The organism is Enterobacter sp. MGH 24 (genome assembly GCF_000493015.1).
In the GTDB taxonomy this organism is placed as follows: Bacteria; Pseudomonadota; Gammaproteobacteria; order Enterobacterales; family Enterobacteriaceae; genus Enterobacter.
Map to the genome: position 1 here is coordinate 3,482,477 of NZ_KI535657.1, position 21,852 is coordinate 3,504,328.

General features: G+C 57.3%; 23 protein-coding genes. 12 read left to right on the top strand and 11 right to left on the bottom strand.

Annotated elements, in window-relative coordinates; genetic code table 11:
* Positions 1-115: 115 nt before the first annotated feature.
* From ogt to L370_RS05525, 4 genes are read right to left on the bottom strand one after another with little or no spacing between them, the layout of a single operon-like run.
* Complete coding sequence (ogt, locus tag L370_RS05540) at positions 116-631, bottom strand: methylated-DNA--[protein]-cysteine S-methyltransferase (RefSeq protein WP_023335479.1); 516 nt, start codon at positions 629-631, stop codon at positions 116-118.
* A 10-nt stretch (positions 632-641) separates the two neighbouring features.
* Positions 642-2,168, bottom strand: a complete 1,527-nt coding sequence (abgT, locus tag L370_RS05535; RefSeq protein WP_023335480.1) for a p-aminobenzoyl-glutamate transporter — start codon at positions 2,166-2,168, stop codon at positions 642-644.
* Between the two features lie 41 nt (positions 2,169-2,209).
* Positions 2,210-3,655 (bottom strand): M20 family metallopeptidase, encoded by a 1,446-nt coding sequence (locus tag L370_RS05530; protein WP_023335481.1) that lies wholly within the window; start codon positions 3,653-3,655, stop codon positions 2,210-2,212.
* A complete protein-coding gene (locus L370_RS05525) occupies positions 3,655-4,965 on the bottom strand; it encodes a M20 family metallo-hydrolase (protein WP_023335482.1) in 1,311 nt (436 codons plus the stop codon). Before L370_RS05525 ends, L370_RS05530 begins: the two co-directional genes overlap by 1 nt.
* 175 nt (positions 4,966-5,140) lie before the next feature.
* On the opposite strand from L370_RS05525, the gene L370_RS05520 reads away from it, so the two are divergent.
* Both L370_RS05520 and smrA read left to right on the top strand, forming a co-directional pair.
* Positions 5,141-6,052 carry a LysR family transcriptional regulator gene (locus tag L370_RS05520; protein WP_023335483.1) on the top strand — a complete coding sequence of 304 codons (912 nt, stop codon included), beginning with the start codon at positions 5,141-5,143 and terminating at the stop codon, positions 6,050-6,052.
* Between the two features lie 354 nt (positions 6,053-6,406).
* Entirely contained in the window at positions 6,407-6,970 is a 564-nt protein-coding gene (gene smrA, locus L370_RS05515) for a DNA endonuclease SmrA (RefSeq protein WP_023335484.1), read from the top strand.
* 27 nt (positions 6,971-6,997) lie between these two features.
* Here the strand turns inward: smrA and L370_RS05510 are convergent, their stop codons facing one another.
* Positions 6,998-8,659: a methyl-accepting chemotaxis citrate transducer gene (locus L370_RS05510; protein WP_023335485.1), complete on the bottom strand. Its 1,662-nt coding sequence runs from the start codon at positions 8,657-8,659 to the stop codon at positions 6,998-7,000.
* 143 nt (positions 8,660-8,802) lie between these two features.
* Between L370_RS05510 and L370_RS05505 the strand changes: the two genes are divergently transcribed.
* Positions 8,803-9,669: an aldo/keto reductase family oxidoreductase gene (locus L370_RS05505; RefSeq protein WP_023335486.1), complete on the top strand. Its 867-nt coding sequence runs from the start codon at positions 8,803-8,805 to the stop codon at positions 9,667-9,669.
* A 45-nt stretch (positions 9,670-9,714) separates the two neighbouring features.
* On the opposite strand, the gene L370_RS05500 is transcribed toward L370_RS05505, so the two are convergent.
* Positions 9,715-9,915 (bottom strand): hypothetical protein, encoded by a 201-nt coding sequence (locus tag L370_RS05500; RefSeq protein ID WP_023335487.1) that lies wholly within the window; start codon positions 9,913-9,915, stop codon positions 9,715-9,717.
* 298 nt (positions 9,916-10,213) lie between these two features.
* On the opposite strand from L370_RS05500, the gene umuD reads away from it, so the two are divergent.
* Both umuD and umuC read left to right on the top strand, forming a co-directional pair.
* Positions 10,214-10,648, top strand: coding sequence for a translesion error-prone DNA polymerase V autoproteolytic subunit (gene umuD / locus L370_RS05495; protein WP_023335488.1), 435 nt, complete (start codon positions 10,214-10,216; stop codon positions 10,646-10,648).
* Positions 10,632-11,894, top strand: coding sequence for a translesion error-prone DNA polymerase V subunit UmuC (gene umuC, locus L370_RS05490; protein ID WP_023335489.1), 1,263 nt, complete (start codon positions 10,632-10,634; stop codon positions 11,892-11,894). Before umuD ends, umuC begins: the two co-directional genes overlap by 17 nt.
* A gap of 7 nt (positions 11,895-11,901) precedes the next feature.
* Here the strand turns inward: umuC and L370_RS05485 are convergent, their stop codons facing one another.
* The gene (locus L370_RS05485) at positions 11,902-12,798 is read right to left on the bottom strand and encodes a LysR family transcriptional regulator (RefSeq protein WP_023335490.1); all 897 of its coding nucleotides are present in this window, start codon (positions 12,796-12,798) and stop codon (positions 11,902-11,904) included.
* Between the two features lie 97 nt (positions 12,799-12,895).
* Between L370_RS05485 and L370_RS05480 the strand changes: the two genes are divergently transcribed.
* Positions 12,896-13,951 carry an SDR family oxidoreductase gene (locus tag L370_RS05480; RefSeq protein WP_023335491.1) on the top strand — a complete coding sequence of 352 codons (1,056 nt, stop codon included), beginning with the start codon at positions 12,896-12,898 and terminating at the stop codon, positions 13,949-13,951.
* A 71-nt stretch (positions 13,952-14,022) separates the two neighbouring features.
* Positions 14,023-14,469 carry a hypothetical protein gene (locus L370_RS05475; protein ID WP_023335492.1) on the top strand — a complete coding sequence of 149 codons (447 nt, stop codon included), beginning with the start codon at positions 14,023-14,025 and terminating at the stop codon, positions 14,467-14,469.
* Positions 14,470-14,471: 2 nt separating this feature from the next.
* Here L370_RS05475 and L370_RS05470 read toward each other — a convergent pair whose 3' ends face one another.
* Positions 14,472-15,968, bottom strand: coding sequence for an aminotransferase-like domain-containing protein (locus tag L370_RS05470; protein ID WP_023335493.1), 1,497 nt, complete (start codon positions 15,966-15,968; stop codon positions 14,472-14,474).
* A gap of 36 nt (positions 15,969-16,004) precedes the next feature.
* Between L370_RS05470 and L370_RS05465 the strand changes: the two genes are divergently transcribed.
* Complete coding sequence (locus L370_RS05465; protein WP_023335494.1) at positions 16,005-16,772, top strand: arylamine N-acetyltransferase family protein; 768 nt, start codon at positions 16,005-16,007, stop codon at positions 16,770-16,772.
* A 51-nt stretch (positions 16,773-16,823) separates the two neighbouring features.
* Here the strand turns inward: L370_RS05465 and L370_RS05460 are convergent, their stop codons facing one another.
* Entirely contained in the window at positions 16,824-17,093 is a 270-nt protein-coding gene (locus L370_RS05460) for a hypothetical protein (RefSeq protein WP_023335495.1), read from the bottom strand.
* A gap of 51 nt (positions 17,094-17,144) precedes the next feature.
* On the bottom strand, positions 17,145-17,492 hold the full coding sequence (yajD, locus tag L370_RS05455; protein ID WP_003857471.1) for an HNH nuclease YajD: 348 nt from the start codon (positions 17,490-17,492) through the stop codon (positions 17,145-17,147).
* Positions 17,493-17,670: 178 nt separating this feature from the next.
* On the opposite strand from yajD, the gene L370_RS05450 reads away from it, so the two are divergent.
* On the top strand, positions 17,671-18,696 hold the full coding sequence (locus L370_RS05450) for an LLM class flavin-dependent oxidoreductase (RefSeq protein WP_023335496.1): 1,026 nt from the start codon (positions 17,671-17,673) through the stop codon (positions 18,694-18,696).
* Positions 18,697-18,724: 28 nt separating this feature from the next.
* Positions 18,725-19,672, top strand: a complete 948-nt coding sequence (locus tag L370_RS05445; RefSeq protein WP_023335497.1) for a zinc-dependent alcohol dehydrogenase family protein — start codon at positions 18,725-18,727, stop codon at positions 19,670-19,672.
* A gap of 3 nt (positions 19,673-19,675) precedes the next feature.
* Here the strand turns inward: L370_RS05445 and L370_RS05440 are convergent, their stop codons facing one another.
* A complete protein-coding gene (locus L370_RS05440) occupies positions 19,676-20,710 on the bottom strand; it encodes an AI-2E family transporter (RefSeq protein ID WP_023335498.1) in 1,035 nt (344 codons plus the stop codon).
* Positions 20,711-21,131: 421 nt separating this feature from the next.
* Here L370_RS05440 and mdtJ point away from each other — a divergent pair, with 421 nt between their 5' ends.
* Positions 21,132-21,494 (top strand): multidrug/spermidine efflux SMR transporter subunit MdtJ, encoded by a 363-nt coding sequence (gene mdtJ, locus L370_RS05435; RefSeq protein ID WP_023335499.1) that lies wholly within the window; start codon positions 21,132-21,134, stop codon positions 21,492-21,494.
* On the top strand, positions 21,481-21,810 hold the full coding sequence (gene mdtI / locus L370_RS05430) for a multidrug/spermidine efflux SMR transporter subunit MdtI (protein ID WP_008502462.1): 330 nt from the start codon (positions 21,481-21,483) through the stop codon (positions 21,808-21,810). Before mdtJ ends, mdtI begins: the two co-directional genes overlap by 14 nt.
* Positions 21,811-21,852: the final 42 nt, after the last annotated feature.

Sequence of the window (21,852 nt, forward strand, 5' to 3'; positions counted from 1 at the left end):
AAACCCTCAATAAGGACAAGAGACGGCAATGTGTCGCCATCTTCTTGAAATTCCACAGCTTGATTATGGATTTTTAGCCTAACCGGTAGAAAATTAAGCACAAAAAGCCTGGGAACTAGAGCAGGAGATACCCTTCGTGACGCAGCAACCACTCTTTTCGCTGCACGCCGCCGGCATAGCCGGTCAGGGTACCGTTGCGGCCAATGACGCGATGGCAGGGCACCACGATGCTGACCGGGTTAGAGCCGTTCGCGGCACCCACCGCGCGTGCTGCCCCTGCGCGGCCTAGCTGCTCTGCGAGCTGGCCGTAATGCATGACCTGCCCGCACGGTATTGACCGCAGGGCCTGCCACACTTCGCGCTGAAAAGGCGTGCCTGCCGTGGCGGCCGGCAGAGTATCGATGATGCTGAGATCGCCTTCGAAGTAGGCCGCCAGCTTGTCGCTCAGTCCGCCCGGGTTGGTGGCGCGGATGCGCTCATACCCCTGCGCGCGGTAGTGAACATGGAGCAGTTCTTCCATGCGGTCGCTGTGCTCTTCCCATTCGACGGCGCGCAGGCAGAACTGCTCGTCCGCGATCACCCACAGCGGCCCGAGCGGCGTCGCAATCTTATCTTCGAGTAATCTCAGCATCCTCATTCCTTTAGTTCAGCCTCGGGTATATTCCCGGTCCAATCGGCAGGCCGACAAGATACCACGCTACCAACATCACCAGCCATACCCCTAAAAAGATAAGCGGATAAGGCAAGACGAGCGAATAGTAGGTACCCAGTTTGGCCTCCGGTTTATAGCGCTGCAGGAAGCCTAAAAACAGCGGCACAAACGGTGAAACCGGTGCCAGCGGAATCACCGAGGAGTCCGCGATGCGGAACAGGATCTGGGCAAACGCCGGATGGAACCCCAGCATCATAAACATCGGCACGAAGATCGGGGCCAGAATCGACCAGATGGCGGAGCCGCTGGCGATAAACATGCACAGCAGGGATGACAGCAGCGCCAGGCCGACAAACGCCGGCACGCCGCTTAGCCCGGCCGCCTCCAGCGCGTCGGTCAGGCCCACGGCCATAAACTTGCCCATGTTGCTCCAGTTAAACATCGCCACAAACTGCGCCAGCGGGAACACCATCACGATAAAGCCCGCCATCTCTTTCATCGGCTCGATCATCAGCTGCGGCAGATCGCCCTGACGGCGGATTTTGCCGGTAGCGATACCGTAGGCGAGCGAAACGACAAAGAAGAAGAGGATAATCAGCGGCACGATGCCCTGAATAAACGGCGACGGCAGGACGGTATGTTTAACCGGATCGCGCAATATCCCGTTTTCCGGCACCACCATCAGCGCCACCAGCGCGATAAAGGCCAGCGAGACCACGCCCGCCACGCGCAGGCCGAAGCGCTGCTCTTTGCTCAGGGTTTCCAGCTTTTCATCGCTACGGCCTTCCCATTTATCCAGGCGCGGCTCGATGATCTTATCGGTAATCAGCCCGCCGACAATCGTCAGGACAATGACCGAGCTGGCCATAAAGTACCAGTTGTCGATTACGCTGACGTGCATTGCCGCATCAATGGTCTTTGCCGCCTCCGTGCTGATGCCCGAGAGCAGCACGTCGGTGGTGACGATCAGCAGGTTAGCGGTGAATCCACAGCCCACGCCCGCAATCGCCGACAGCAGGCCCGCCACGGGATGACGCCCGACGGCGAGGAAGATCAGCGCCCCCATCGGCGGCATGATCACCAGCGCGGCGTCGGAGGAGATATGGCTGAAGAAGGCGATAAACAGCACCATATAGCTCGCGTAACGCGCGCTGACGTGAGAAGCCATCTTCACCATTAATGCGGGCAGCAAGCCCACGCGTTCAGCCAGCCCTGCGCCCAGCACCAGCGCCAGAATGGCGCCCAGCGGGGCAAAACCGCTGAAGTTTTTGATGACGTTCGGCAAAAACCAGTGCAGCCCGTCAACGCTGAGCAGGTTCTTTACCGCCACCAGGCTGCCGTCAGCCGGGCTGCGCACGCTCACGTCAAAGGCGGAGAGCACGGCGGTGGCAACCATTAAAATCACAATCAGATAGATAAACAGCAGGAAAGGGTGCGGCACTTTATTGCCGATCCTTTCAACCCAGCCATAGAGCTTACCGGATGGGGAATGCGAAGGTATGGATGACATACTCATGGGCGTTCCTCGGGAGTGTTGTGTTGTTGTGTTGTGTTTTTTTATTTTAAAGGTGACGGTGTCACGCCCTGTGGGATCGGACACACGTACGGTTTTTCTTGTAATTGTTGTTCGAACTCTTCACGGCATTTTTCCAGCAGCGCTGCGTCCTGGAGCAGATTGAGCGCGGTCGCGCCCATCACTTTTCCAGCCAGCAGCATGCCTTTGTGGGCAATGGAGGTACGCCCCTGCGCCACCAGTTGCCAGGTGTGCAGCGGCGTGCCGACGGTAAAGCAGGGGCTGAAGCACTGGGCGACCGGCATTTTCCAGCTGACGTCGCCCACGTCGGTTGAACCCGCCAGCACGTTGTCGGTGATGGCATAGGGCGCGACTTCATCCACCAGCAGCGTCTCCTGATGACGACGGGAAAAGGCTTTACCCGCGTCACCGCCCGTTGCGGCAATATTTTTCAGGCTGTTTTGCAGATCGTTGGGCGTCAGGGTGGCGCGGATCTCGCGGGCAAAGCCTCGCTCTTCTTCGGTCCACTCCGGCGTGCCGTAGTGCTGCAGGGCGCGATACATCGCCGCCTCAAGCGTGCGGTTCGGCAGGTAGCTTGAGCAGGCTTTATCAAAGCGACACTCGACGGTGGTTTCAGTCATCAGCGCCGCGCCCTGGGCGATTTTTTCGATGCGTTCGTAAATCTGCTGCGCATCGGCCATCTCCGGGGCGCGGATCAGATACAGCACCTCGGCCTGCGCCTGCACCACGTTGGGCGAAATCCCACCGGTGTCAGTAATGGCGTAATGGACGCGCGCTTTTTCGATAATGTGTTCGTTGAGGAAGTTGGTGCCGGTGGTCATCAGCGTCACGGCGTCCAGCGCGCTGCGTCCCAGATGGGGGGAGTTGGCCGCGTGAGCCGCCACGCCGTGAAAACGCCAGGCGGCCTGAATATTCGCCAGCGTGCTGACGTTAAACATCCCGGCGAAGGCTTCCGGGTGCCAGGTGACGGCGGCATCGACGTCATCAAACAGGCCTTCGCGCACCATAAAGGTTTTCCCGGAGCCGCCTTCTTCACCGGGACAGCCGTAAAAACGCACCGTTCCGCTGCCGCCGTGCTGCTCCAGCCAGCTTTTCACCGCCACCGCCCCCGCAAGCGCCGCGGTGCCTAAGAGGTTATGCCCGCAGCCGTGGCCGTTAGCCCCCGGCGTGGCGGATTGCGCCGTCGCGCAGTGCGCCTGCTGGCTTAGCCCGGCCAGCGCGTCGTATTCGCCCAGCAGGGCGATAACCGGTTTCCCGCTGCCAAAGCTGGCGATAAAAGCGTTGGGGATGCCGCCGGCCTCGCGGGCCAGCGTAAATCCTTCTGACTCCAGCTCGCTGGCGAGCCGTTCGGCAGACCAGAACTCTTCAAAGCGGGTTTCAGGACGATCCCAGATCGCGTCGGCAATGTCGGTTAACGTGCGACATCGCGTGTCGATCGCATCGGCAATAAAAGCGTAGTTCTCCTGCATTACACACCTCGCGTCCACGGGAAATTGAGCGCAGTTCGCGCCAGCGTTTCAATGGCGATGGTCATGACCTGCTCATCGAAGTCGAATTTTTCGTTGTGATGTCCGGCGCTCAAATCCGTGCCGAACACCATATAGGAGGCCATGCCGCCGTTCTGCTGCACGCGGGCCATCATCAGCGTGGCGTCTTCGGAGCCTGCTGGCGCCTTCACCTTATCGATGGCGTGAACAACCCCGGAAACCTGGCTCGCCTGTTCGCGCAGATAATCAACCCACGCCGGTGTCGGCGCGCTGGACGTTGCGGCACCCATCAGGCGTATCTCGGCGCGCACGCCGTAGAGCGCCGCTGCGCCGGTAATGACCGCCTGCGCGCGCTCAAAGACGTACTGATTAATCGCTTCGCTTTCACCGCGGGTTTCAACCTTGATCAGGGCATTCGCAGGCACCACGTTGCGTCCGCTGCCCGCCTGCATCACCCCGACGTTCACCCGGGAGGCGCCTTCGCTGTGCGGGGCGATGCTGTGCAGGGCGAGGGCGGCCTGCGCGGCGGCGAGCAGGGCGTTACGTCCGTCCTCCGGTTTCCCGCCCGCGTGTGCGGCCACGCCGGTAAAGTTCACGTCGAACTTGGTGGTCGCCATAAAGTTATCGCTGCCGCAAATTACCGTTCCGGCAGGGACGCCGGTACCAATATGGATGGCGGTGAAATAGTCCACGTTGTCCAGCGCCCCGGCGGCAACCATGGCGCGCGCGCCGCGGGTCCCTTCTTCGGCAGGCTGGAAGATCAGCTTGAGGGTGCCGCTGAGCTGTGCTTCATTCTCTTTAAGTACCCGCGCCAGCCCCAGACCAATCGTGGTGTGACCGTCGTGCGCGCAGGCGTGCATCATTCCCGGATTGCAGGAGGCAAAACCGTCGCGGAACGGGCGATGGCTTTCATCCAGCGCTTCGCTTAAATCAAGAGCATCCATGTCGACGCGAAACGCCAGGGTCGGTCCTGGACGCCCGGTATTGAGGGTGGCGACAATGCCGGTAAACCCGCCTTCAAACGGCGCCAGCCATTTCTCAGGCGCGCCCTGCGCCCGCGCGCGGGCAAACTCTTGCGCCAGGGTAGCGGCATCGGGCAACCCCATCCGGCTTTCGGCATCCACCACGTCGCGACCCATCGCCAGTTCGTAACCCAGCGAGTCGAGGATTTCCGCGACCTTCGCCGCGGTACGAAACTCTACCCAGCCGGATTCCGCAAAATGGTGAAAATCACGACGCCATGCGCTCAGCTGCGGCGATAGCGTCTGGATGTACTGCGCCAGTGTGTCCATATCTGTTCCTGTCATCATTAAAATATGTGAACTGCTTCACGCTGTGATAGTTTTTACTTATCACTAACCGATTTTTCACAGTTTTAACCGTTCAGGAATTACCCTCGCACATCCCTTTCCATTAAAGTAGATGACAGTTTCTTTACTCTGATAAACAACGGTTATCGGTCGGTCTATGACATTCCAGATTAAATTTCATCAAATCCGGGCGTTTGTTGAGGTTGCGCGTCAGGGAAGCATTCGCGGTGCCAGCAGAACGCTGAATCTTTCCCAGCCGGCGCTGACCAAATCCATCAAAGAGCTGGAGGAGGGCATGGCGGCGCAGCTTTTCGTGCGCAGGAGTAAGGGCGTCGCGTTGACCGAATGTGGAGAGGGCTTTTACCAGCGCGCCCGGTTGATTCTGGAAGAGCTGCGCGCGGCGCAGGATGATATCCGTCAGCGGCAGGGTGAGCTGGCCGGGCAGATCAACATCGGAATGGGGGCCAGCGTTTCACGCACGCTTATGCCCGCCGTCATTACCCGCTTTCACGCGCAACATCCGCAGGTCAAGGTGCGGATTATGGAAGGGCAGCTGGTGTCGATGATCAATGAATTACGCCAGGGCGAACTGGACTTCACCATCAACACCTATTATCAGGGGCCTTACGACCAGGAGTTTACGTTTGAAAAACTCTTCGAAAAACCGTTTGCGGTATTTTGTCGTGAAGGGCATCCGGCAATGGGGGCAACGTCAATTAATGAACTTCTGCATTTTAACTGGACAATGCCGACGCCGCGGGGAAGCTATTACAAGCAATTAGAAGAGGTATTTAGCGATCGTTCGCAAATACCGCGAATTGGCGTGGTTTGCGAAACATTTTCTTCCTGTATTAGCCTCGTCGCGCAAAGCGATTTTTTAAGCATACTGCCGCAAGAACTGGGCTGTGACCCGCTGCTGGCGCACCGCCTGGTCATGCTGCCGGTAGTCGAATCGCTTCCTAAAGCGACCTATTATTTAATTCAGCGCCGTGATTCACGTCAGACGCCCCTTGCTGAGTCATTAATTACGCAATTCAGAAGGGAAGCGAGAAAAATAGTCGTCGCGTGAAATTCCTATTAAAAAAACAGGATCTGCCCGACATCAGACAGACCCTATAGTACACACAGCAGTACGTCCTTTCGCCAATCCTGAGTATTATATCCATGAGGCAGGTATATTTAGGTATAACACCTTTCCCGAAAAAGGAAAGGGGGTTGAGTGTTTGATTTTACGAAAATTTAACACAAATCACTTATTTTATCCTTGCTGAAATTTTAGTTAAGTCATGTTTAAGTTCATTTTATAAATACTATATATATTCATCGGGTTAATATTTATGGCGCACGACGGCGTACAGCGATGATTGAGGCCTGCCTCAGGCGCAGGTATAGTACCGTCCTCAGCTGTAGCCGGAGGATGCCCATGAACCCTGACGACAAATCCTTTTTTCTTGACGCCATGGAAGATGTCCAGCCCCTGAAGCGCTGCGCGGATATTCACTGGCAGCCCAGCCGCAATACGCGGGTGCGCGAAGAGGTGGATAATGAACAGCTGGATAACTTCCTGACGCTGGACTTTCTTGACGTTCTGCCCCTGGAAGAACCGCTGGCTTTCCAGCGCGAAGGGGTGCAGCAGGGCGTGATGGATAAGCTGCGCACGGGGAAATATGCCCGCCAGGCCAGCTTAAACCTCTTACGCCAGCCTGCAGAGCGCTGCCGTCAGATGCTCTATTCTTTTATTCGCCAGGCCGGGCGCGACGGGTTACGTAACCTGATTATCATCCACGGGAAAGGGCGCGAGCAGAACTCGCATCCTAACGTGGTGCGCAGCTATCTGGCGCGCTGGTTAACCGAGTTCGAGGAAGTGCAGGCTTTTTGCGTGGCGCTGCCGCATCACGGCGGCAGCGGGGCTTGTTATGTTTCACTGCGAAAATCCGATGAAGCAAAACAGGAAAACTGGGAGCGTCACGCCAAGCGCAGCCGCTAGCGGGCGATATCCTCGCCCGCCTGAGACTCAGAACGTTTCCCAGTTGCTGTCGGTAGAGGCGGTTGCCGTGGCCGGACGCAGCAGCTGTGACGTTTTCAGATTGGCCGGACGTGGAGCGACCGCTTTTTCTTTGCCGTTCAGACGAAACGCGGCCACCGCCTGGCGCAGCTGCTCGGACTGATCTTCCAGTGCCGCCGCCGCCGTGGCGGACTCCTGCACCAGCGCGGCATTTTGCTGCGTTACGCTGTCCATCTGCGAAACGGCCAGGCTCACCTGCTCAATGCCGCGGCTCTGCTCGTCAGAGGCTGATGAAATCTCACCCATGATATCGGTCACGCGGGTGACGGCGGCGACAATTTCCTTCATGGTGGTGCCGGCCTCGCTGACCTGCTCAGAACCGGTATTCACCCGGCTGACGGAGTTCTCGATAAGCCCTTTGATCTCTTTCGCCGCCTGCGCGCTGCGGCTCGCCAGCGTACGAACTTCGCCTGCAACAACCGCAAAACCACGCCCCTGTTCCCCGGCGCGTGCCGCTTCCACCGCTGCGTTAAGCGCCAGAATGTTGGTCTGGAACGCGATGCTGTCAATCACGCCGGTAATATGCGCAATTTGCTGCGAGCTGTCGGCGATTTCGTTCATGGTGCGAACCACGTTATCCACGACGTGACCGCCGCGCGCGGCCGTCTCAGAGGCGTTTTTCGCCAGCAGCGTGGCCTGACGGGCGTTATCGGAGTTCTGTTTAACCGTTGCGGTCAGTTCCTCCATGCTGGCGGCGGTCTCTTCGAGCGAGGCGGCCTGCTGCTCTGTACGGGCGGACAGATCGTTGCTCCCTGCGGCAATTTCGCCTGCGCCGGTGTAGATGGAATCGGTACTTCCCCGTACGGCGCTGACGGTGGTCACCAGCGACTGCTGCATCTCGTGCAGGCCGGCGGCCAACTGACCCATCTCATTGCGACCAGAGATGGCGATATCCTGCGTCAGGTCGCCCCCTGCAATGGCGCGAATATGGTTCATAATGGAGTGGAGTGGTTTCAACAGCAGGTGCTGTAAACCCTGCCAGATGACCACCAGAACCGCGATAACGGCCAGCAGAATCGCCGCCAGGGTCCACTGCATCTGCGTGAAGCTGCTCTGGTTCTCTTCGGTTGCGGCCTTCAGCAGGGTGTTGTTTTCGGCGCGCCAGCGGTTATAGACCGCTTCCATCTCGTCCTGCGCCTGCTGGGCGTCCAGATCGCCATAGGCCTGATAGTTGTCGGCACGCAGATACTCAATCGATAAGCGCATCACTTCGTGCATCTGGTTCCAGGATTTCTGCATCTCGTCGGTTAATGCCGCCTCCTGGCCGTTAACCTGCGGCAGTTTCTGCCACTCTTTGTTATAGGCTTCGGCTTTTGCCAGCGAGTCGGCTGCGGTGCCAAGCAGTTTATTGATCGCCGCTAGGGAAGCCGGGTCGCGCTGGTTTTTCAGATAGCGGATCGCCACGCGGGTGACGGTGACGCGCGTTTTCACCAGCGTGTTCACGCTGTCGCTCAGGCTTTCCTGCTGGGCATTGAGCACGCCGGAATTCTGGAAGTTATGGCGGTCGTTGCTGACGGCAGAGTAGAACAACCCTCCCGTGACAACTTGCAACAGACAGAATATGGTGAGGGCAAAGATAATACCGGTAATCACGTGCAGATTTTTCAGCATAGCGGTCGTCCGTTAGAGAAGATGCAGGGGTACTTCATTACTATCGTCGTAGAGAATTTAAACTTTAATTAACTCGCGCTTAACTAATGGTTCTGCGAGGGAACCTGTTGTAAATCCGGATCATTTTTATGAGGAAGGTTAACATGAGCAGCATTGATAAAAGCGGGACGTACGCGCTCGGAACGCGGACGGTTAAAAGACTGGGCTACGGTGCGATGCAGCTCGCCGGGCCGGGCGTCTTTGGTCCACCGAAGGATAAGCAAGCCGCGCTGGACGTGCTGCGCGAAGCGGTGGCGGCAGGGGTGAACCACATTGATACCAGTGATTTTTATGGTCCTCATGTCACTAACCAGCTGATCCGCGAGGCGCTTCACCCGTACCGGGACGATCTGACGCTCGTCACCAAGATTGGTGCCCGCCGCAACGACAAAGGTGCCTGGCTGCCGGCCTTTTCCGCGCAGGAACTGACTCAGGCGGTGCACGACAACCTGCGTAATCTGCAGCTTGACGTGCTGGACGTGGTGAATCTGCGGATCATGTTTAGCGCACACGGGCCGGCGGAAGGGTCGATTGCTGAACCGCTCTCCACCCTGGCCGAATTACAGCAGCAGGGGCTGGTGCGTCATATTGGCCTGAGCAACGTCACGGCCACCCAGGTTGCGGAAGCCCAGAAGCTGGTACCGGTGGTGTGCGTGCAGAACATGTACAATATTGTGAACCGGGGTGACGACGCGCTGGTGGATCTGCTGGCGCAGCAGGGGATTGCTTATGTGCCGTTCTTCCCGCTGGGTGGCTTTACGCCACTGCAATCTTCCGGGCTGAAGGCTGTCGCGGATTCACTGGGCGCGACGCCAATGCAGGTAGCGCTGGCATGGCTGCTGCAACGTTCCCCGAATATTCTGCTGATCCCGGGCACCTCTTCCGTGGCGCATCTGCGGCAAAACCTCGCGGCGGCGGATTTGCAGTTACCGCCTGAAGCACTGGAAACGCTGAATTCGCTGATAGATTAAACGTGATATGCGCAAAGCCCGAAGGGGACTTTCGGCTTTGCGCGCTTAGGGCCCTGTCTGACTTTTCTGCCTGTGGAGCGCTAACGCTTCCGCCACAATCTCTTGCTTACTTTTACGCGTCTCAAAGGCGGTGATTCTGATGTACTCCATCAGGTCGGGATCGATGCGGGCGCTCAGCATCCTGAGATCGGCCTCCTTTGCCAGACCGCGTGCAACACGCTTGTCTGGATAGTCACGGGCTGGCATGGGAAATATTCTCCAGTAAGTCTTGTTAATTCGTGCTGTAAAATATGCTTTTATCTGACTTTAAAGTCAATATGTAGTTATCGCATAGTGATGTTATTTTTTATAAGTCATAAACGAACAGATTTACACATGACTTTTATATGACTTGTAATGTCAGGCCTGTTAACGGCGGGCGATGTTGCTCAATTAAAACCGCTCAAACTTCAACGCGTTTGGATTCGTCTCCGGAAATGACCTTGATCCTTGTCCATAATCCGTAATACTGTATTTATATACAGTATCTGGCGAGAAAGGCACTATGGACACTCTCTTTTCTTATCACCCAAAACAAATCATTGAATTACCTTTGTTTTTAGAACGTGTTGCCTGTGGGTTTCCCAGCCCGGCGCAGGATTATGTGGAAGATCGTCTCGATCTTAACCGGCTGGCAGTAAGGCACCCCAGTGCGACCTATTTTATCAAGGTGAGTGGAGACTCCATGATTGGGGCGGGGATCGGCGACGGCGATCTGCTGGTGGTCGATCGTTCGTTAAATGCCGAACATGGGGATATTGTCGTGGCGTCGGTCGCCGGTGAGTTTACGGTGAAAGAGCTACAAACCCGTCCGGTTCTGAGACTTCTGCCGCATAATGCCCGCTATCAGCCGATTACCTTTCAGTCCGAAGAGGAGCTGCAGATCTTCGGCGTCGTCACCCACACGCTCAAAACGCATAAACATGTTCGCGCTGGTTGATGTGAACAGCTTCTATGCCTCCTGCGAGCGGGTATTCCGGCCCGATCTGGAGGGGAAACCCATCGTAGTGGTGTCCAATAACGACGGCTGCATTATTTCACTGTCGCGGGAGGCAAAGCAGTTCGGCATAAAAATGGGTGAGCCGTATTTTAAATTCAAAGAAAAGCTCTACCCGTCGCGGGTTTATGTCTTTAGCTCGAACTATGCGCTATATGCCGATCTCAGCAGTCGGGTCATGCAGACGCTGACCGATCTCGCCCCGGCAATAGAGATTTACTCCATTGACGAGGCGTTCGTGAACGTTTCAGGGGTCAGTCACTGCCTGTCACTGGAAGCGTTCGGTCACCAGATGCGCACGCAGGTCTTTAAAAATACGGGCTTAACCGTTGGCGTCGGTATTGCCCCGACCAAAACGCTGGCGAAGCTGGCCAACTATGCGGCGAAACGCTGGGCCAGCACGGGCGGCGTGGTCGATCTCTCAGGCCGCGAACGGCAGCGTAAACTGCTGGCGAAGGTTCCGGTAGAGGAGGTGTGGGGAGTAGGGCGGCGCATCACGAAAAAACTGAACGCGATGGGCATTACCACAGCGCTGGAGCTGGCGGAAGCGTCCTCCTGGGTCATCCGCAAACATTTCAACGTGGTGCTGGAACGTACGGCCCGCGAGCTTCGCGGCGAGCCCTGCCTTGATCTGGAAGAGTTCACCCCCACGAAGCAGCAAATTATCTGTAGCCGTTCGTTTGGACACCGTATTACGCAGTACGAGGAGATGCACCAGGCCATTTGCGCCTACGCGGAGCGGGCAGCAGAGAAACTGCGCGGCGAGCATCAATACTGTCGTTTTATCAGCGTGTTTGTGCGCACCAGCCCGCATGCGGACAACGAAATTTATTACGGCAATCAGGCTTCTGTCACCCTGATGACGCCCACCAATGACTCGCGGGATATCATCCGCGCCGCCACGGAGGCGCTGGGGCGTATATGGCTCGACGGGTATCGCTATATGAAAGCCGGGGTCATGCTGGCGGATTTTTTCAGCAGCGGCGTCGCCCAGCTAAACTTGTTTGACGATAACCGTCTGCGCGCCAACAGCGCGGCGCTGATGGAGACGATCGACAGCGTAAATCATTCTGGCAAAGGGAAGATATGGTTTGCCGGGCAGGGTATTGAGAAATCCTGGGCGATGAAGCGTGAGATGCTGTCACCGGCCTATACGACGCGATACGCCGATTTGCCGGTGGCGAAGTAGAAGGCGACTATTTTGTGGCTTCATGCGTCGCGATCTCAGGCAGTAACTGCTCAATCACGCTGACGACCTTTCTGACGCGCTGCGGAATAAAGCGGGCGTCAGGATAGACGGCATAGAGGAAACGATCGGGTAGCCGCCACTCGGGCAGTACCGGTACCAGCGTGCCCGCCTGCAGCGCCCTGGCCACGAGCGGTCGCTGCATGCCGCCGATACCGATGCCGGACACCAGCGCCTGCAGCAGCGCGTCGCTGGTGTTGGCACGGAAAACGGTATTCACGCTGATCTCGACCGTTTCCTCGTCAGAAATCAGGCGCAGGGGGGCATCCAGCGGAATACCGCTGAACCGTACGTGTGGCAGCGTCGTCAGTTCGCTGACGGCGTGTACCGCCTGAAAACCGGGAGCGGCAAACAGCGCGGCTTGAATACGCGCCAGCACGCGAGCCGCGTGCGCCTGCGGAGGCTCACTGCTCAGCCGTATCGCGACATCCACGCCTTCCGTCACCAGATCGGCAAGGCGGTCATCCAGGGAAATCATCAGCTGCAGTTCGGGATGCCGGTGCTGTAGCGCCAGCAGATGCGGCAAAACGATCTGACCTAGGCCGCTCGGTAGCTGGACATGGACGCGTCCCTGAATGCTATGATCGACAGGATGTAAGCGCCTCTCCGCTTCCCCCATGGCGTCCAGCACAAGCTGCATATCTCGCCGGTAACGTTCACCCTGCTCGGTCAGCTTCATCGTACGCGTCGTACGGTGCAGCAGCACCACGCCAAGCTCATCCTCAAGTGCCGCGATCTGTTGACTGACGGCGGATTGCTTAATACCGGTCTGACGGGCGGCCGCCGAAAACGAACCCGCTTCAGCGACGCGTAGAAAGGTAGAAATGGCCGTGAGCTTATTGTTCATTTAATGATTCTGCTTATAAGTGCCATCGGTTTCAGGGGATATCTCCAGAAAAAATAATAGATCACACTGCGTCTGTCACCCTTTGCGGAGAAACACCATGAATAAGATGCAGCAACACAACGTCGCCCTGGTCGCGGGTGCCAGCGGCATTGTCGGCAGACAGCTGGTTAACACGCTTCTGCACCATCAGTGGGAGGTGATCGGCCTTAGCCGCCATGCCGAGTCTCATCCTGACGGCATTCCCGTGGTGAACGTCGATTTACTGGATGCGCAGGACACTGCACGGGCGCTGCACGCCCTGAACGGTGTCACCCACATCTTTTACAGCGCCTGGGCGAACGCGGCGAACTGGACGGACATGGTTGAGCCGAACGTCACCATGCTGCGTAATCTGGTCAGCACCCTCGAAAAAACGGCACCTTTGCAGACGGTGAGCCTGATGCAGGGGTACAAAGTCTATGGTGCGCATCTTGGGCCGTTTAAAACCCCGGCGCGGGAAAGCGATCCCGGCGTACCGGGTGCTGAATTTAACGCCGCGCAGCTCGCGTGGCTCAGCCAGTTTCAGCGGGGGAAACGCTGGCACTGGCATGCCATCAGGCCGGGCGTGGTGGGGAGCGCAGTACCGGGGAATGCCATGAACCTTGCGCTGAGCATCGCCCTGTATGCTTCCCTGTGTAAGGCGCTGGGGTTACCGCTGCGTTTTCCCGGTTCAGAACAGACCTGGCACAGCATCGTGGATCATACCGACGCCGGGCTGCTGGCCGAGGCAACGCTGTGGGCCGCCACGTCACCTGCGGCACAGAATCAGGCGTTCAACGTAAACAATGGCGATGTCTGGCGCTGGAGCGAACTGTGGCCGCGCATCGCACGCTGGTTTGAACTGGACTCTGCGCCGCCGGTGAGGTTGTCATTTCATCAGCTGTTTAACGACTATCGCGGCGTATGGCGCGAGCTTGCCGAAGCGCGGCTGGTGGAAGCGGATATTCTGCGGCTGAGCGGCGGGCAGTTTGCCGATTTTGTCTTTGGCTGGCATTACGACATGTTCGGTGACGGGAGCAAGCTGCGCAGGGCGGGCTTTACGCAAATGCAGGCGACCGATGAGATGTTTTTCAGCCTGTTTGCGCAGCTGAGAGCGGCGCGAATTATTCCCTGACCGTAAGGGTTGTTGTCATAAACGATCGGCGCGTTATACTCACGCGTTAATAAAAGGTATGGGGGCAGGGGATGCACGAGACTTTAAAAATAATATCAGTCGCGCTGCCCCTCATTGCGCTTTTCATTCTGTTAAGATTTTTTGTCAGGCGCATTTGCCAGGCAAAACGCATCATTTCAGATCGTAACGGGATGAAAAAGATATCTGCCAACCCCTCATTATTTGGCGGGAATGCAGGTAAAACCTGGTTTTACGATGATCTGTTTTTATATGAAGTTAAAAAAAATGCCACCCGTAAGATTGCGCTGGCTAACATCATTAAAATCGGGCCGGGAAATACTGAAATAAATAGCAGACGGGTCTGGATTGTTACTTACCGTGATGGTGCTAATGAAAAGCAGGTACAGTTTTATAACAATCTCACCCTCTGGAATCATAACTTCACGGCTTTTCTGGCAGCGATAAAAAGCGCCAATCCTGACGCTGTCGTTAAAGAACGCGCAATCCTCAATCTGTGAAATTATCCCTGTCGGGCGGCCAGCTCGTGACACAGCGCGCCAATCTGTTCCACGGCGTTCAGCAGGCGGGACGTGGGTTCGTTTGCGCAGTTCAGCCGCAGAAAGTGGATTAACCCTGCGGCCGGGGAAAACAGGGGACCAGGGCTGACGCCAATGCCCAGCGCCAGCGCGCGACGGTGCACCTCCAGCGCGTTGACCTGCTGAGGCAGCTCTACCCACAGCAGGAAACCGGCTGCGGGTACGCTAACGCGCGTACCGGGTGGAAAGCTGGCCTCGACCCGCGCCACAACGGCGCGTATCCCCTCTGCGATCCGGCGCTTTAGCCGCCGCAGGTGACGATCGTAGTCGCCGCTTGCCAGCATCTCGCTCGTCGCGGCTTCCAGCAGCGGGGCGCCCGCCCAGTCTCCGGCCATGCGGGCCTGTAAGACCTGCGCGTGGTAGCGTCCCGCTGCAATCCAGCCGATTCGCCAGCCCGGCGCAAGCGTTTTAGACAGCGAACTGCAGTAAATCACATTCCCGCTCTGGTCGAACGCCTTGCAGGCCGGAGGACGTTGCCCGTCACCGACCAGGTCACCGTAGACATCGTCCTCAATCAAAGGAATTTCTGCCTCTTCAAGCAGGGCAACCAGCTCCTGCTTGCGCGCGACGGGCATGCTGGCACCCAACGGGTTTTGCACGGTGGGCGAGGCCAGAACGGCAGCGGGGCGGTGGCAGCGGATGGCGTCCGCCAGCGGTTCCAGCAGCAGGCCTTCGACAGGGTCGGTGGGGATCGCTAAGGCCTTCAGGCCTAAATCCTCCAGCAGCAGGAGCGTGCCAAAGTAGGCTGGCTGCTCAATCGCCACGACATCGCCCGGCTGGCACACGGCCCGAAGGGCCAGGCGCAGCGCCTGCGTCGCGCCTGCGGTAATAATGAGATCGTCCGCGCCGAACCGGGCTCCCCACTGTGCAGAACGGGCGGCAATCTTACTGCGCAAATCAACCCTTCCCGGAGGCAGGCTATAGCTCTGCCCGTGTGCGTCCAGACGACGGCCCGCAGAGTGCAACGCCCGCTGCAGCGCATCTCCCGGCAGCCACGCGGGATCGGGCAGGGCGGCGCCCAGCGGGATCAGCCGGGCTTCTGCACTGCTGAACAGCGACCGGGCCACGGCGGACAGGGTGACGGGGACCGGGCCGGGTGAGGAACCCGCGGGCTCAACGCGCGGCGGCTGGCTGGTCTGGCGGATGTAATAACCTGAACGCGGGCGCGCGACGATCAGCCCTTCAGCCTCCAGGCAGCGAAGGGCCTCCAGCGCCGTCGGAAGGCTAACGTGCTCGCGTTCGGCCAGTTTACGTGCGGAGATCATCCTGTCACCGGGGCGCAGCGCGCCAGACGTCAGCGTGAGGCGCAGCATCTCGGCAATGCGGCGATAGTGTGGGGACGACGGGGACGGGGCAGACATGGGTATCTGTTCAGGCAAATTTTCGATAAAACTGACTATACAGCCAATGATGCGCGCCATCTATAGTGTCCGGCATGTTCAGGACAAGGAGGCATTATGCACAGCGATAATTTCAACATTTCCACCTATTTCAACCGCATAAATTACACCGGACCGGCGGGTGCCGATACGGCCACCCTGCATGCGCTGATGCGTCATCAGCTCTTTTCCGTTCCCTTTGAGAATCTGGACGTGCAGGCGGGTAAAATTGTCTCGCTGGCGCCAGACGACATTGCCGATAAGGTACTAACGCAGGGGCGCGGCGGCTACTGCTATGAGGTAAACGGGCTGTTTGCCATGGCGCTGGCGGCGTTAGGGATACCTTACCGCTTCGTGGCGGCGCGCCCGATGTTCTACCCCGCGCGGCGGCCGAAAACCCATATGGCGATCGTCGCTGAGGTAGAGAGCCGACAGTGGCTTTGCGACCTCGGGTTCGGCAGCTACGGCATTCGTGCGCCTATGGCGCTGGACACGCTTGATGTGGATATCACGCAGGATTTCGACACGTTCCGACTGAGCCGCAGCGCGGAAGGCGAGTATCTGCTTGAGGCGCAGGTGGAGGGGGAATGGGCCCGGCAATACGGCTTCGATCTCACGCCTCAGGAATGGATTGATTTCGCCCCGGCCAACTACCTTAACTCCACGCACCCGGATGCGATCTTTGTGCAGAAGCGGGTGGTGGTGCAGCACAGCCCGGAGGGACGGCAGATTTTACTGGGCGATATGCTGAAAACCATCACGGCGAACGGCACTGAAACGCGGAAACTGGCGGAGGAAGAAATCCGCCATGTCCTGAAGGACCGTTTTGCGCTGACCGCCGCGTAATCCGTTGGGGTGAAAGCCGCTATCACCTGGACATTTTAACCCGGGAAAGGGTCAGGCAAAGAGCCCCTTAATAAGCATCCAGAAAAGTGAGAGCAGGCAGAGGATTTGTACGGTTCGCAATGACCACAGCTGAAAACGCCATTGATACCGCTCCCGGGCATCGGCTTCTGCGATCGGGCCAGCGGCATCAGCAGCGTTTTTCCTGATGCGGCGCAGAAAATCATGGCACAGCCAGACCAGAAGTATGAGGCTAAGTATTCTCGTGAAAAGTAAACCGTAGGCGGTATAAAACATATCCCAGTAGCAGCGGAGGGTGTCCATGCCTTTATCCTTTCCTGAGCCGCCCATACGGCAGGTATGGGCGGTGAACGATTATTTCTTCTTATCCATCATCGCTTTTAAATCGGCAAACGGGTTAAACGTGGCGACACCCACGTCTTTTTGCGCGTCTTCCCCGGCAACCACGGTGGTGCCGTACTGATCCGCTTCGGTGTATTTCGAATGCTCGTGATCGTGGCAAAACAGGCACAACAGCTCCCAGTTGCTGCCATCTTCCGGGTTGTTGGTATGGTCGTGATCGATATGGTGAACCGTCAATTCACGCAGATTGGAATAGACGAACTCCCGCGAGCAGCGTCCGCAGACCCAGGGATAGATTTTTAATGCTTTCTCGCGATAGCCGCTTTCCAGCCGCGCGTAGTTTTTGGGGATCAAAGCCATTGCCGGTTTTACCTGCCATGAAAAAAGTGGGGGGTATTATATCCCATTATGGCGCGTAATGACGCCCCGCTCAATTCTGTCAATTTATTTGAATCATTCCGTTAAATAAACGGCATTTATTCTCCGCCGGTAATGCGTAAAGTAGTTAGAACGCAAAGCATTATCAGGACACAGGGTTATGAAAAAGATCGGGTTTTTATCCTTTGGCCACTGGACGCCTTCACCGCAGTCCGGCACGCGCTCGGCGGCAGACACGCTGCTGCAGTCCATCGATTTAGCCGTGGCGGCGGAAGAGCTGGGGGCAGACGGCGCGTATTTCCGCGTACACCACTTTGCCCGACAGCTTAGCTCGCCGTTCCCTCTGCTGGCGGCAATAGGCGCAAAAACGAAAACCATCGAAATCGGTACCGGCGTGATTGATATGCGCTATGAAAATCCGATGTACATGGCCGAAGACGCGGGGGCGGCGGATCTGATTTCCGGCGGTCGTTTGCAGCTTGGCATCAGCCGCGGCTCGCCGGAGCAGGTCATTGATGGCTGGCGTCATTTTGGCTATGTCCCGCAGGAAGGGGAAGACGAATCGGATATGGCGCGCCGTCATACCGAGGTGCTGCTTGAGGTGCTGCGCGGTGAAGGGTTTGCAAAACCTAACCCACAGCCGATGTTTCCGAATCCGCCGGGGCTGCTGCGCCTGGAGCCGTATTCTGAAGGGCTGCGCGAGCGTATCTGGTGGGGAGCCGGTTCAAATGCGACGGCAGTATGGGCCGCAAAGCTCGGAATGAACCTGCAAAGCTCAACCCTGAAGGACGATGAAACCGGTGAGCCGTTCCATATTCAGCAGGCAAAACAGATCCGCGCGTACCGTCAGGCCTGGAAAGAGGCAGGGCATACGCGCCAGCCGCGTGTGTCGGTCAGCCGCAGTATTTTTGCGCTGATGGACGACCGCGACCGGATGTATTTTGGTGCCAGCCGCAACGACAGCGATAGCGTGGGTTACCTTGATGAGAAAACGCGCGCGATCTTCGGACGCAGCTATGCGGCAGAGCCTGACAAGCTGGTTGAACAGCTGAAAAAGGACGACGCGATTGCTGAAGCAGATACGCTATTACTGACCGTGCCGAACCAGCTGGGTGTGGATTATAATGCGCACGTGATTGAGTCTATTCTCAAACATGTCGCACCGGCAATGGGCTGGCGCGAGTAGTCGTTCCGCTATCAGCCGTGAGATCGTAATGGAAAACCTGGCCCTCTGGTATCGCCGTTTTGGCGAGCCAGAAACCGTTCTGCAACCTGAAACCGCGCCGCTGGGGGCGCTTGTGCCGGGTCATCTTCGTGTGCGAATGCTGTTTTCTCCGGTAAACGCCTCCGATCTCATTCCCATTACCGGCGCCTACCGCCACCGAACCCCGTTACCGGCGGTAGCGGGGTATGAAGGTGTCGGGGTTGTCACCGACGCGCCCGCGTCGTTTGCGCATCTGCTGGGTAAACGCGTCCTGCCGCTGCGCGGTCAAGGCACCTGGCAGCGCTATGTTGATTGCCCGGCAGAGTATGCCATCCCCGTTCCGGACGCTGTTGACGCACATCTGGCCGCGCGGGCCTATATCAACCCGCTGGCGGCGCAGATGATGCTTACCCGCTATCCGCCTCAGGGAAAGCGGGTGCTGCTCACGGCAGCCGGATCGGATTGCGCCATTCTGCTGGGACAGTGGGCGCATCAGGCGGGGGCTGAAGCGGTGTACGGAATTCACCGTTCCGCCGTTCACGCTGAACGGCTGGAGTCGATGGGGATCATTCCCGTCGCGCAGCATGACGCGCAGCGGATTGGCGCCGTCGCCGCGCGTACCGACATCGTCTACGATGCCACCGGCGGGCCGCTTGCGGAAGCGATCCTCAGCGTGATGCCCGAGCAGGGGATGTTTGTTTGCTACGGGCTGCTCTCCGGGCAAACCTTCAGACAGCAACGGCCCGTGCCGCGCGTGGCGTGGTTTCATATCCGAAACGGTCTGGAGGCGCTCAGCGCTGAGGCGTGGCGCGCGGAGTTTGACCGCATCTGGCGTAATTTGCCCAACAGCGGGTACAGCGGCGTCACGGTGTATCCACTTGCCGAATGGCAGAGGGCGATCGGTACGTATCGCGAAGGAGGACGGACCCGCAAGCCCCTCCTGTCCATGGCGGATTGACCGCTACTGATGGCTCATATCGCTCAGCAGCACGGCGATACTTTGCCCGCCCGCCGTCTGCTCCAGGCCAATCTTGACGATAATGGTCAGCGGGACGGAGAGCAGCATCCCAACGGGGCCGAGCAGCCAGCCCCAGAAAATCAGGGACAAAAAGACCACCAGCGTGGAGAGTCCCAGGCCTCGTCCCATCATGCGTGGCTCAAGAATGTTACCGAACACCAGATTGATGACCAGGTATCCGGCCAGCAGGATCAGCGCGTCATAAAGCCCGCTGAAAACCAGCACCTGAAGGATAGGGGGGATCGCCGCCAGCACGGATCCGATGTTGGGAATGTAGTTAAGCGCAAACGCCAGCAACCCCCAGACAAACGCAAAGCGAACGTCCAGCGCCAGAAGCATCACCCAGACGACACCGCCCGTAACCAGGCTAATGGCGGTTTTCAGCACCAGATAGCGAGAGACGCTGTCTAGCGCGCGCTGAATCGCCCCCATCCCTTCAACCGGACGGACCATTATCTGCTGCAGTTTTGCCGGCAGCTGAGGCACCTCCAGCAGCATAAACACCACCGTTAAAAACAGCAGGAAAATGGAGGTCATGGCATTGGAAAGCTGCGCCAGCAGGCTGGTGACGATCGTCATGGCCGCATTAGGGTCGATATATTTCAGGAGTTCCTCAACCGAGACTTCGATACCCGCGCGCTGCAGCCAGGGTTCAAGCTGCAGCAGCGGTATCGCCAGCGAAGAACGGTATTTTGGCAGCGTTCGCGCCAGTTCGTTTAGCGAGGTTCCCAGATACGCCACCAGCAAGACCATCGCCACAATAATGATGCTGATAAGCAGCGTAATCGCCAGCACGCGCGGGATGCGTAGCCGCGTCATGCGCTGCACCAGCGGGTTAAGGATCACCGCAATAAACAGAGCCAGAATAAAGGGCACAATAATGTCGGCGGCAAAACGAACGCCTGTGAGTATGATCACCAGCATGCCCAGCATGATGACAATTTTTAACCCGTTCAGGGTAATGATGGGTTTAGCCATGGTGACTCCGGAATAATCTTTTTATTTATAATAAAGGTGAAAGGCGTTGCAATAAACTAACCAAAATCAAACGGGATGGGTAAAGAATTGCAAAGACTTTGAGTAAAATCCTAGCCTATGGTACAAATTTGGTGTGTTTAACTACCGAGGACAATTTTCATCCGCAAAGACGAGAAGCAACAACGCGGATAATTGTAATTTTATGGACAATATGTTCAGGACGTACTCTTCAAACAATACCGCTGTATACTCCACCTCCTTCTGCCTGCTTTCTGGTGAGCAACACTGGCGCACCGCACTATAGTCATTTCTTCTGCCTGAGCTAGCGCTAAGAGCTTAGCTGTCTGATTTCAATTCGTATTTTTTGGTTTGCTGCACGCAGCGGGCCACGATGGATTATATTCTCAAGCAGGAGAAAAACATGTTTTACTGGATCCTATTAGCGCTGGCAATTATCGCTGAAATTACCGGCACGCTGTCTATGAAGTGGGCAAGCGTTAGCGATGGCAACACCGGTTTTATTTTGATGCTGGTGATGATTTCACTTTCCTATATTTTCCTCTCGTTTGCGGTGAAAAAAATTGCGCTGGGCGTGGCGTATGCACTCTGGGAAGGGATCGGTATTTTGTTGATTACGCTGTTCAGCGTGCTGATATTTGACGAAACATTAACAACAATGAAGGTCGCCGGATTAACGACGCTGGTCGCAGGTATTGTGCTGATTAAATCCGGTACCCGAAAGTCTGGCAAACAGCAGAAGGAGCAGAACCATGCAACAGTTTGAATGGGTTCATGCGGCCTGGCTGGGGTTCGCCATCGTGCTGGAAATTCTGGCGAACGTTCTGCTGAAATTCTCGGACGGTTTTCGCCGTAAACTCTATGGCCTGATGTCGATTGCCGCGGTTCTGGGGGCGTTCAGCGCCCTGTCCCAGGCGGTAAAAGGGATCGATCTTTCGGTGGCCTATGCGCTGTGGGGCGGTTTTGGTATCGCCGCCACGCTGGCCGCAGGCTGGGTACTCTTCGGCCAGCGCTTAAATAACAAGGGCTGGATGGGGCTGATATTGCTGCTTGCCGGCATGATCATGATAAAACTCGCCTGACACTCCTCGAACCATGATTTACAGGCAGCGAAATTCGCTGCC

Excerpts from the sequence above, each read along its gene's own strand:
- L370_RS05520 (WP_023335483.1), top strand. The coding sequence starts at position 5,141 with ATGACATTCCAGATTAAATTTCATCAAATCCGGGCGTTTGTTGAGGTT.
- ogt (WP_023335479.1), bottom strand. The coding sequence starts at position 631 with ATGCTGAGATTACTCGAAGATAAGATTGCGACGCCGCTCGGGCCGCTG.
- smrA (WP_023335484.1), top strand. The coding sequence starts at position 6,407 with ATGAACCCTGACGACAAATCCTTTTTTCTTGACGCCATGGAAGATGTC.
- L370_RS05525 (WP_023335482.1), bottom strand. The coding sequence starts at position 4,965 with ATGGACACACTGGCGCAGTACATCCAGACGCTATCGCCGCAGCTGAGC.
- L370_RS05445 (WP_023335497.1), top strand. The coding sequence starts at position 18,725 with ATGGAAAACCTGGCCCTCTGGTATCGCCGTTTTGGCGAGCCAGAAACC.
- L370_RS05470 (WP_023335493.1), bottom strand. The coding sequence starts at position 15,968 with ATGGCGCGCATCATTGGCTGTATAGTCAGTTTTATCGAAAATTTGCCT.
- L370_RS05530 (WP_023335481.1), bottom strand. The coding sequence starts at position 3,655 with ATGCAGGAGAACTACGCTTTTATTGCCGATGCGATCGACACGCGATGT.
- L370_RS05500 (WP_023335487.1), bottom strand. The coding sequence starts at position 9,915 with ATGCCAGCCCGTGACTATCCAGACAAGCGTGTTGCACGCGGTCTGGCA.
- L370_RS05480 (WP_023335491.1), top strand. The coding sequence starts at position 12,896 with ATGAATAAGATGCAGCAACACAACGTCGCCCTGGTCGCGGGTGCCAGC.
- L370_RS05510 (WP_023335485.1), bottom strand. The coding sequence starts at position 8,659 with ATGCTGAAAAATCTGCACGTGATTACCGGTATTATCTTTGCCCTCACC.
- L370_RS05450 (WP_023335496.1), top strand. The coding sequence starts at position 17,671 with ATGAAAAAGATCGGGTTTTTATCCTTTGGCCACTGGACGCCTTCACCG.
- L370_RS05460 (WP_023335495.1), bottom strand. The coding sequence starts at position 17,093 with ATGGACACCCTCCGCTGCTACTGGGATATGTTTTATACCGCCTACGGT.
- mdtJ (WP_023335499.1), top strand. The coding sequence starts at position 21,132 with ATGTTTTACTGGATCCTATTAGCGCTGGCAATTATCGCTGAAATTACC.
- abgT (WP_023335480.1), bottom strand. The coding sequence starts at position 2,168 with ATGAGTATGTCATCCATACCTTCGCATTCCCCATCCGGTAAGCTCTAT.
- umuC (WP_023335489.1), top strand. The coding sequence starts at position 10,632 with ATGTTCGCGCTGGTTGATGTGAACAGCTTCTATGCCTCCTGCGAGCGG.
- L370_RS05485 (WP_023335490.1), bottom strand. The coding sequence starts at position 12,798 with ATGAACAATAAGCTCACGGCCATTTCTACCTTTCTACGCGTCGCTGAA.
- umuD (WP_023335488.1), top strand. The coding sequence starts at position 10,214 with ATGGACACTCTCTTTTCTTATCACCCAAAACAAATCATTGAATTACCT.
- L370_RS05475 (WP_023335492.1), top strand. The coding sequence starts at position 14,023 with ATGCACGAGACTTTAAAAATAATATCAGTCGCGCTGCCCCTCATTGCG.
- mdtI (WP_008502462.1), top strand. The coding sequence starts at position 21,481 with ATGCAACAGTTTGAATGGGTTCATGCGGCCTGGCTGGGGTTCGCCATC.
- L370_RS05465 (WP_023335494.1), top strand. The coding sequence starts at position 16,005 with ATGCACAGCGATAATTTCAACATTTCCACCTATTTCAACCGCATAAAT.
- yajD (WP_003857471.1), bottom strand. The coding sequence starts at position 17,492 with ATGGCTTTGATCCCCAAAAACTACGCGCGGCTGGAAAGCGGCTATCGC.
- L370_RS05505 (WP_023335486.1), top strand. The coding sequence starts at position 8,803 with ATGAGCAGCATTGATAAAAGCGGGACGTACGCGCTCGGAACGCGGACG.
- L370_RS05440 (WP_023335498.1), bottom strand. The coding sequence starts at position 20,710 with ATGGCTAAACCCATCATTACCCTGAACGGGTTAAAAATTGTCATCATG.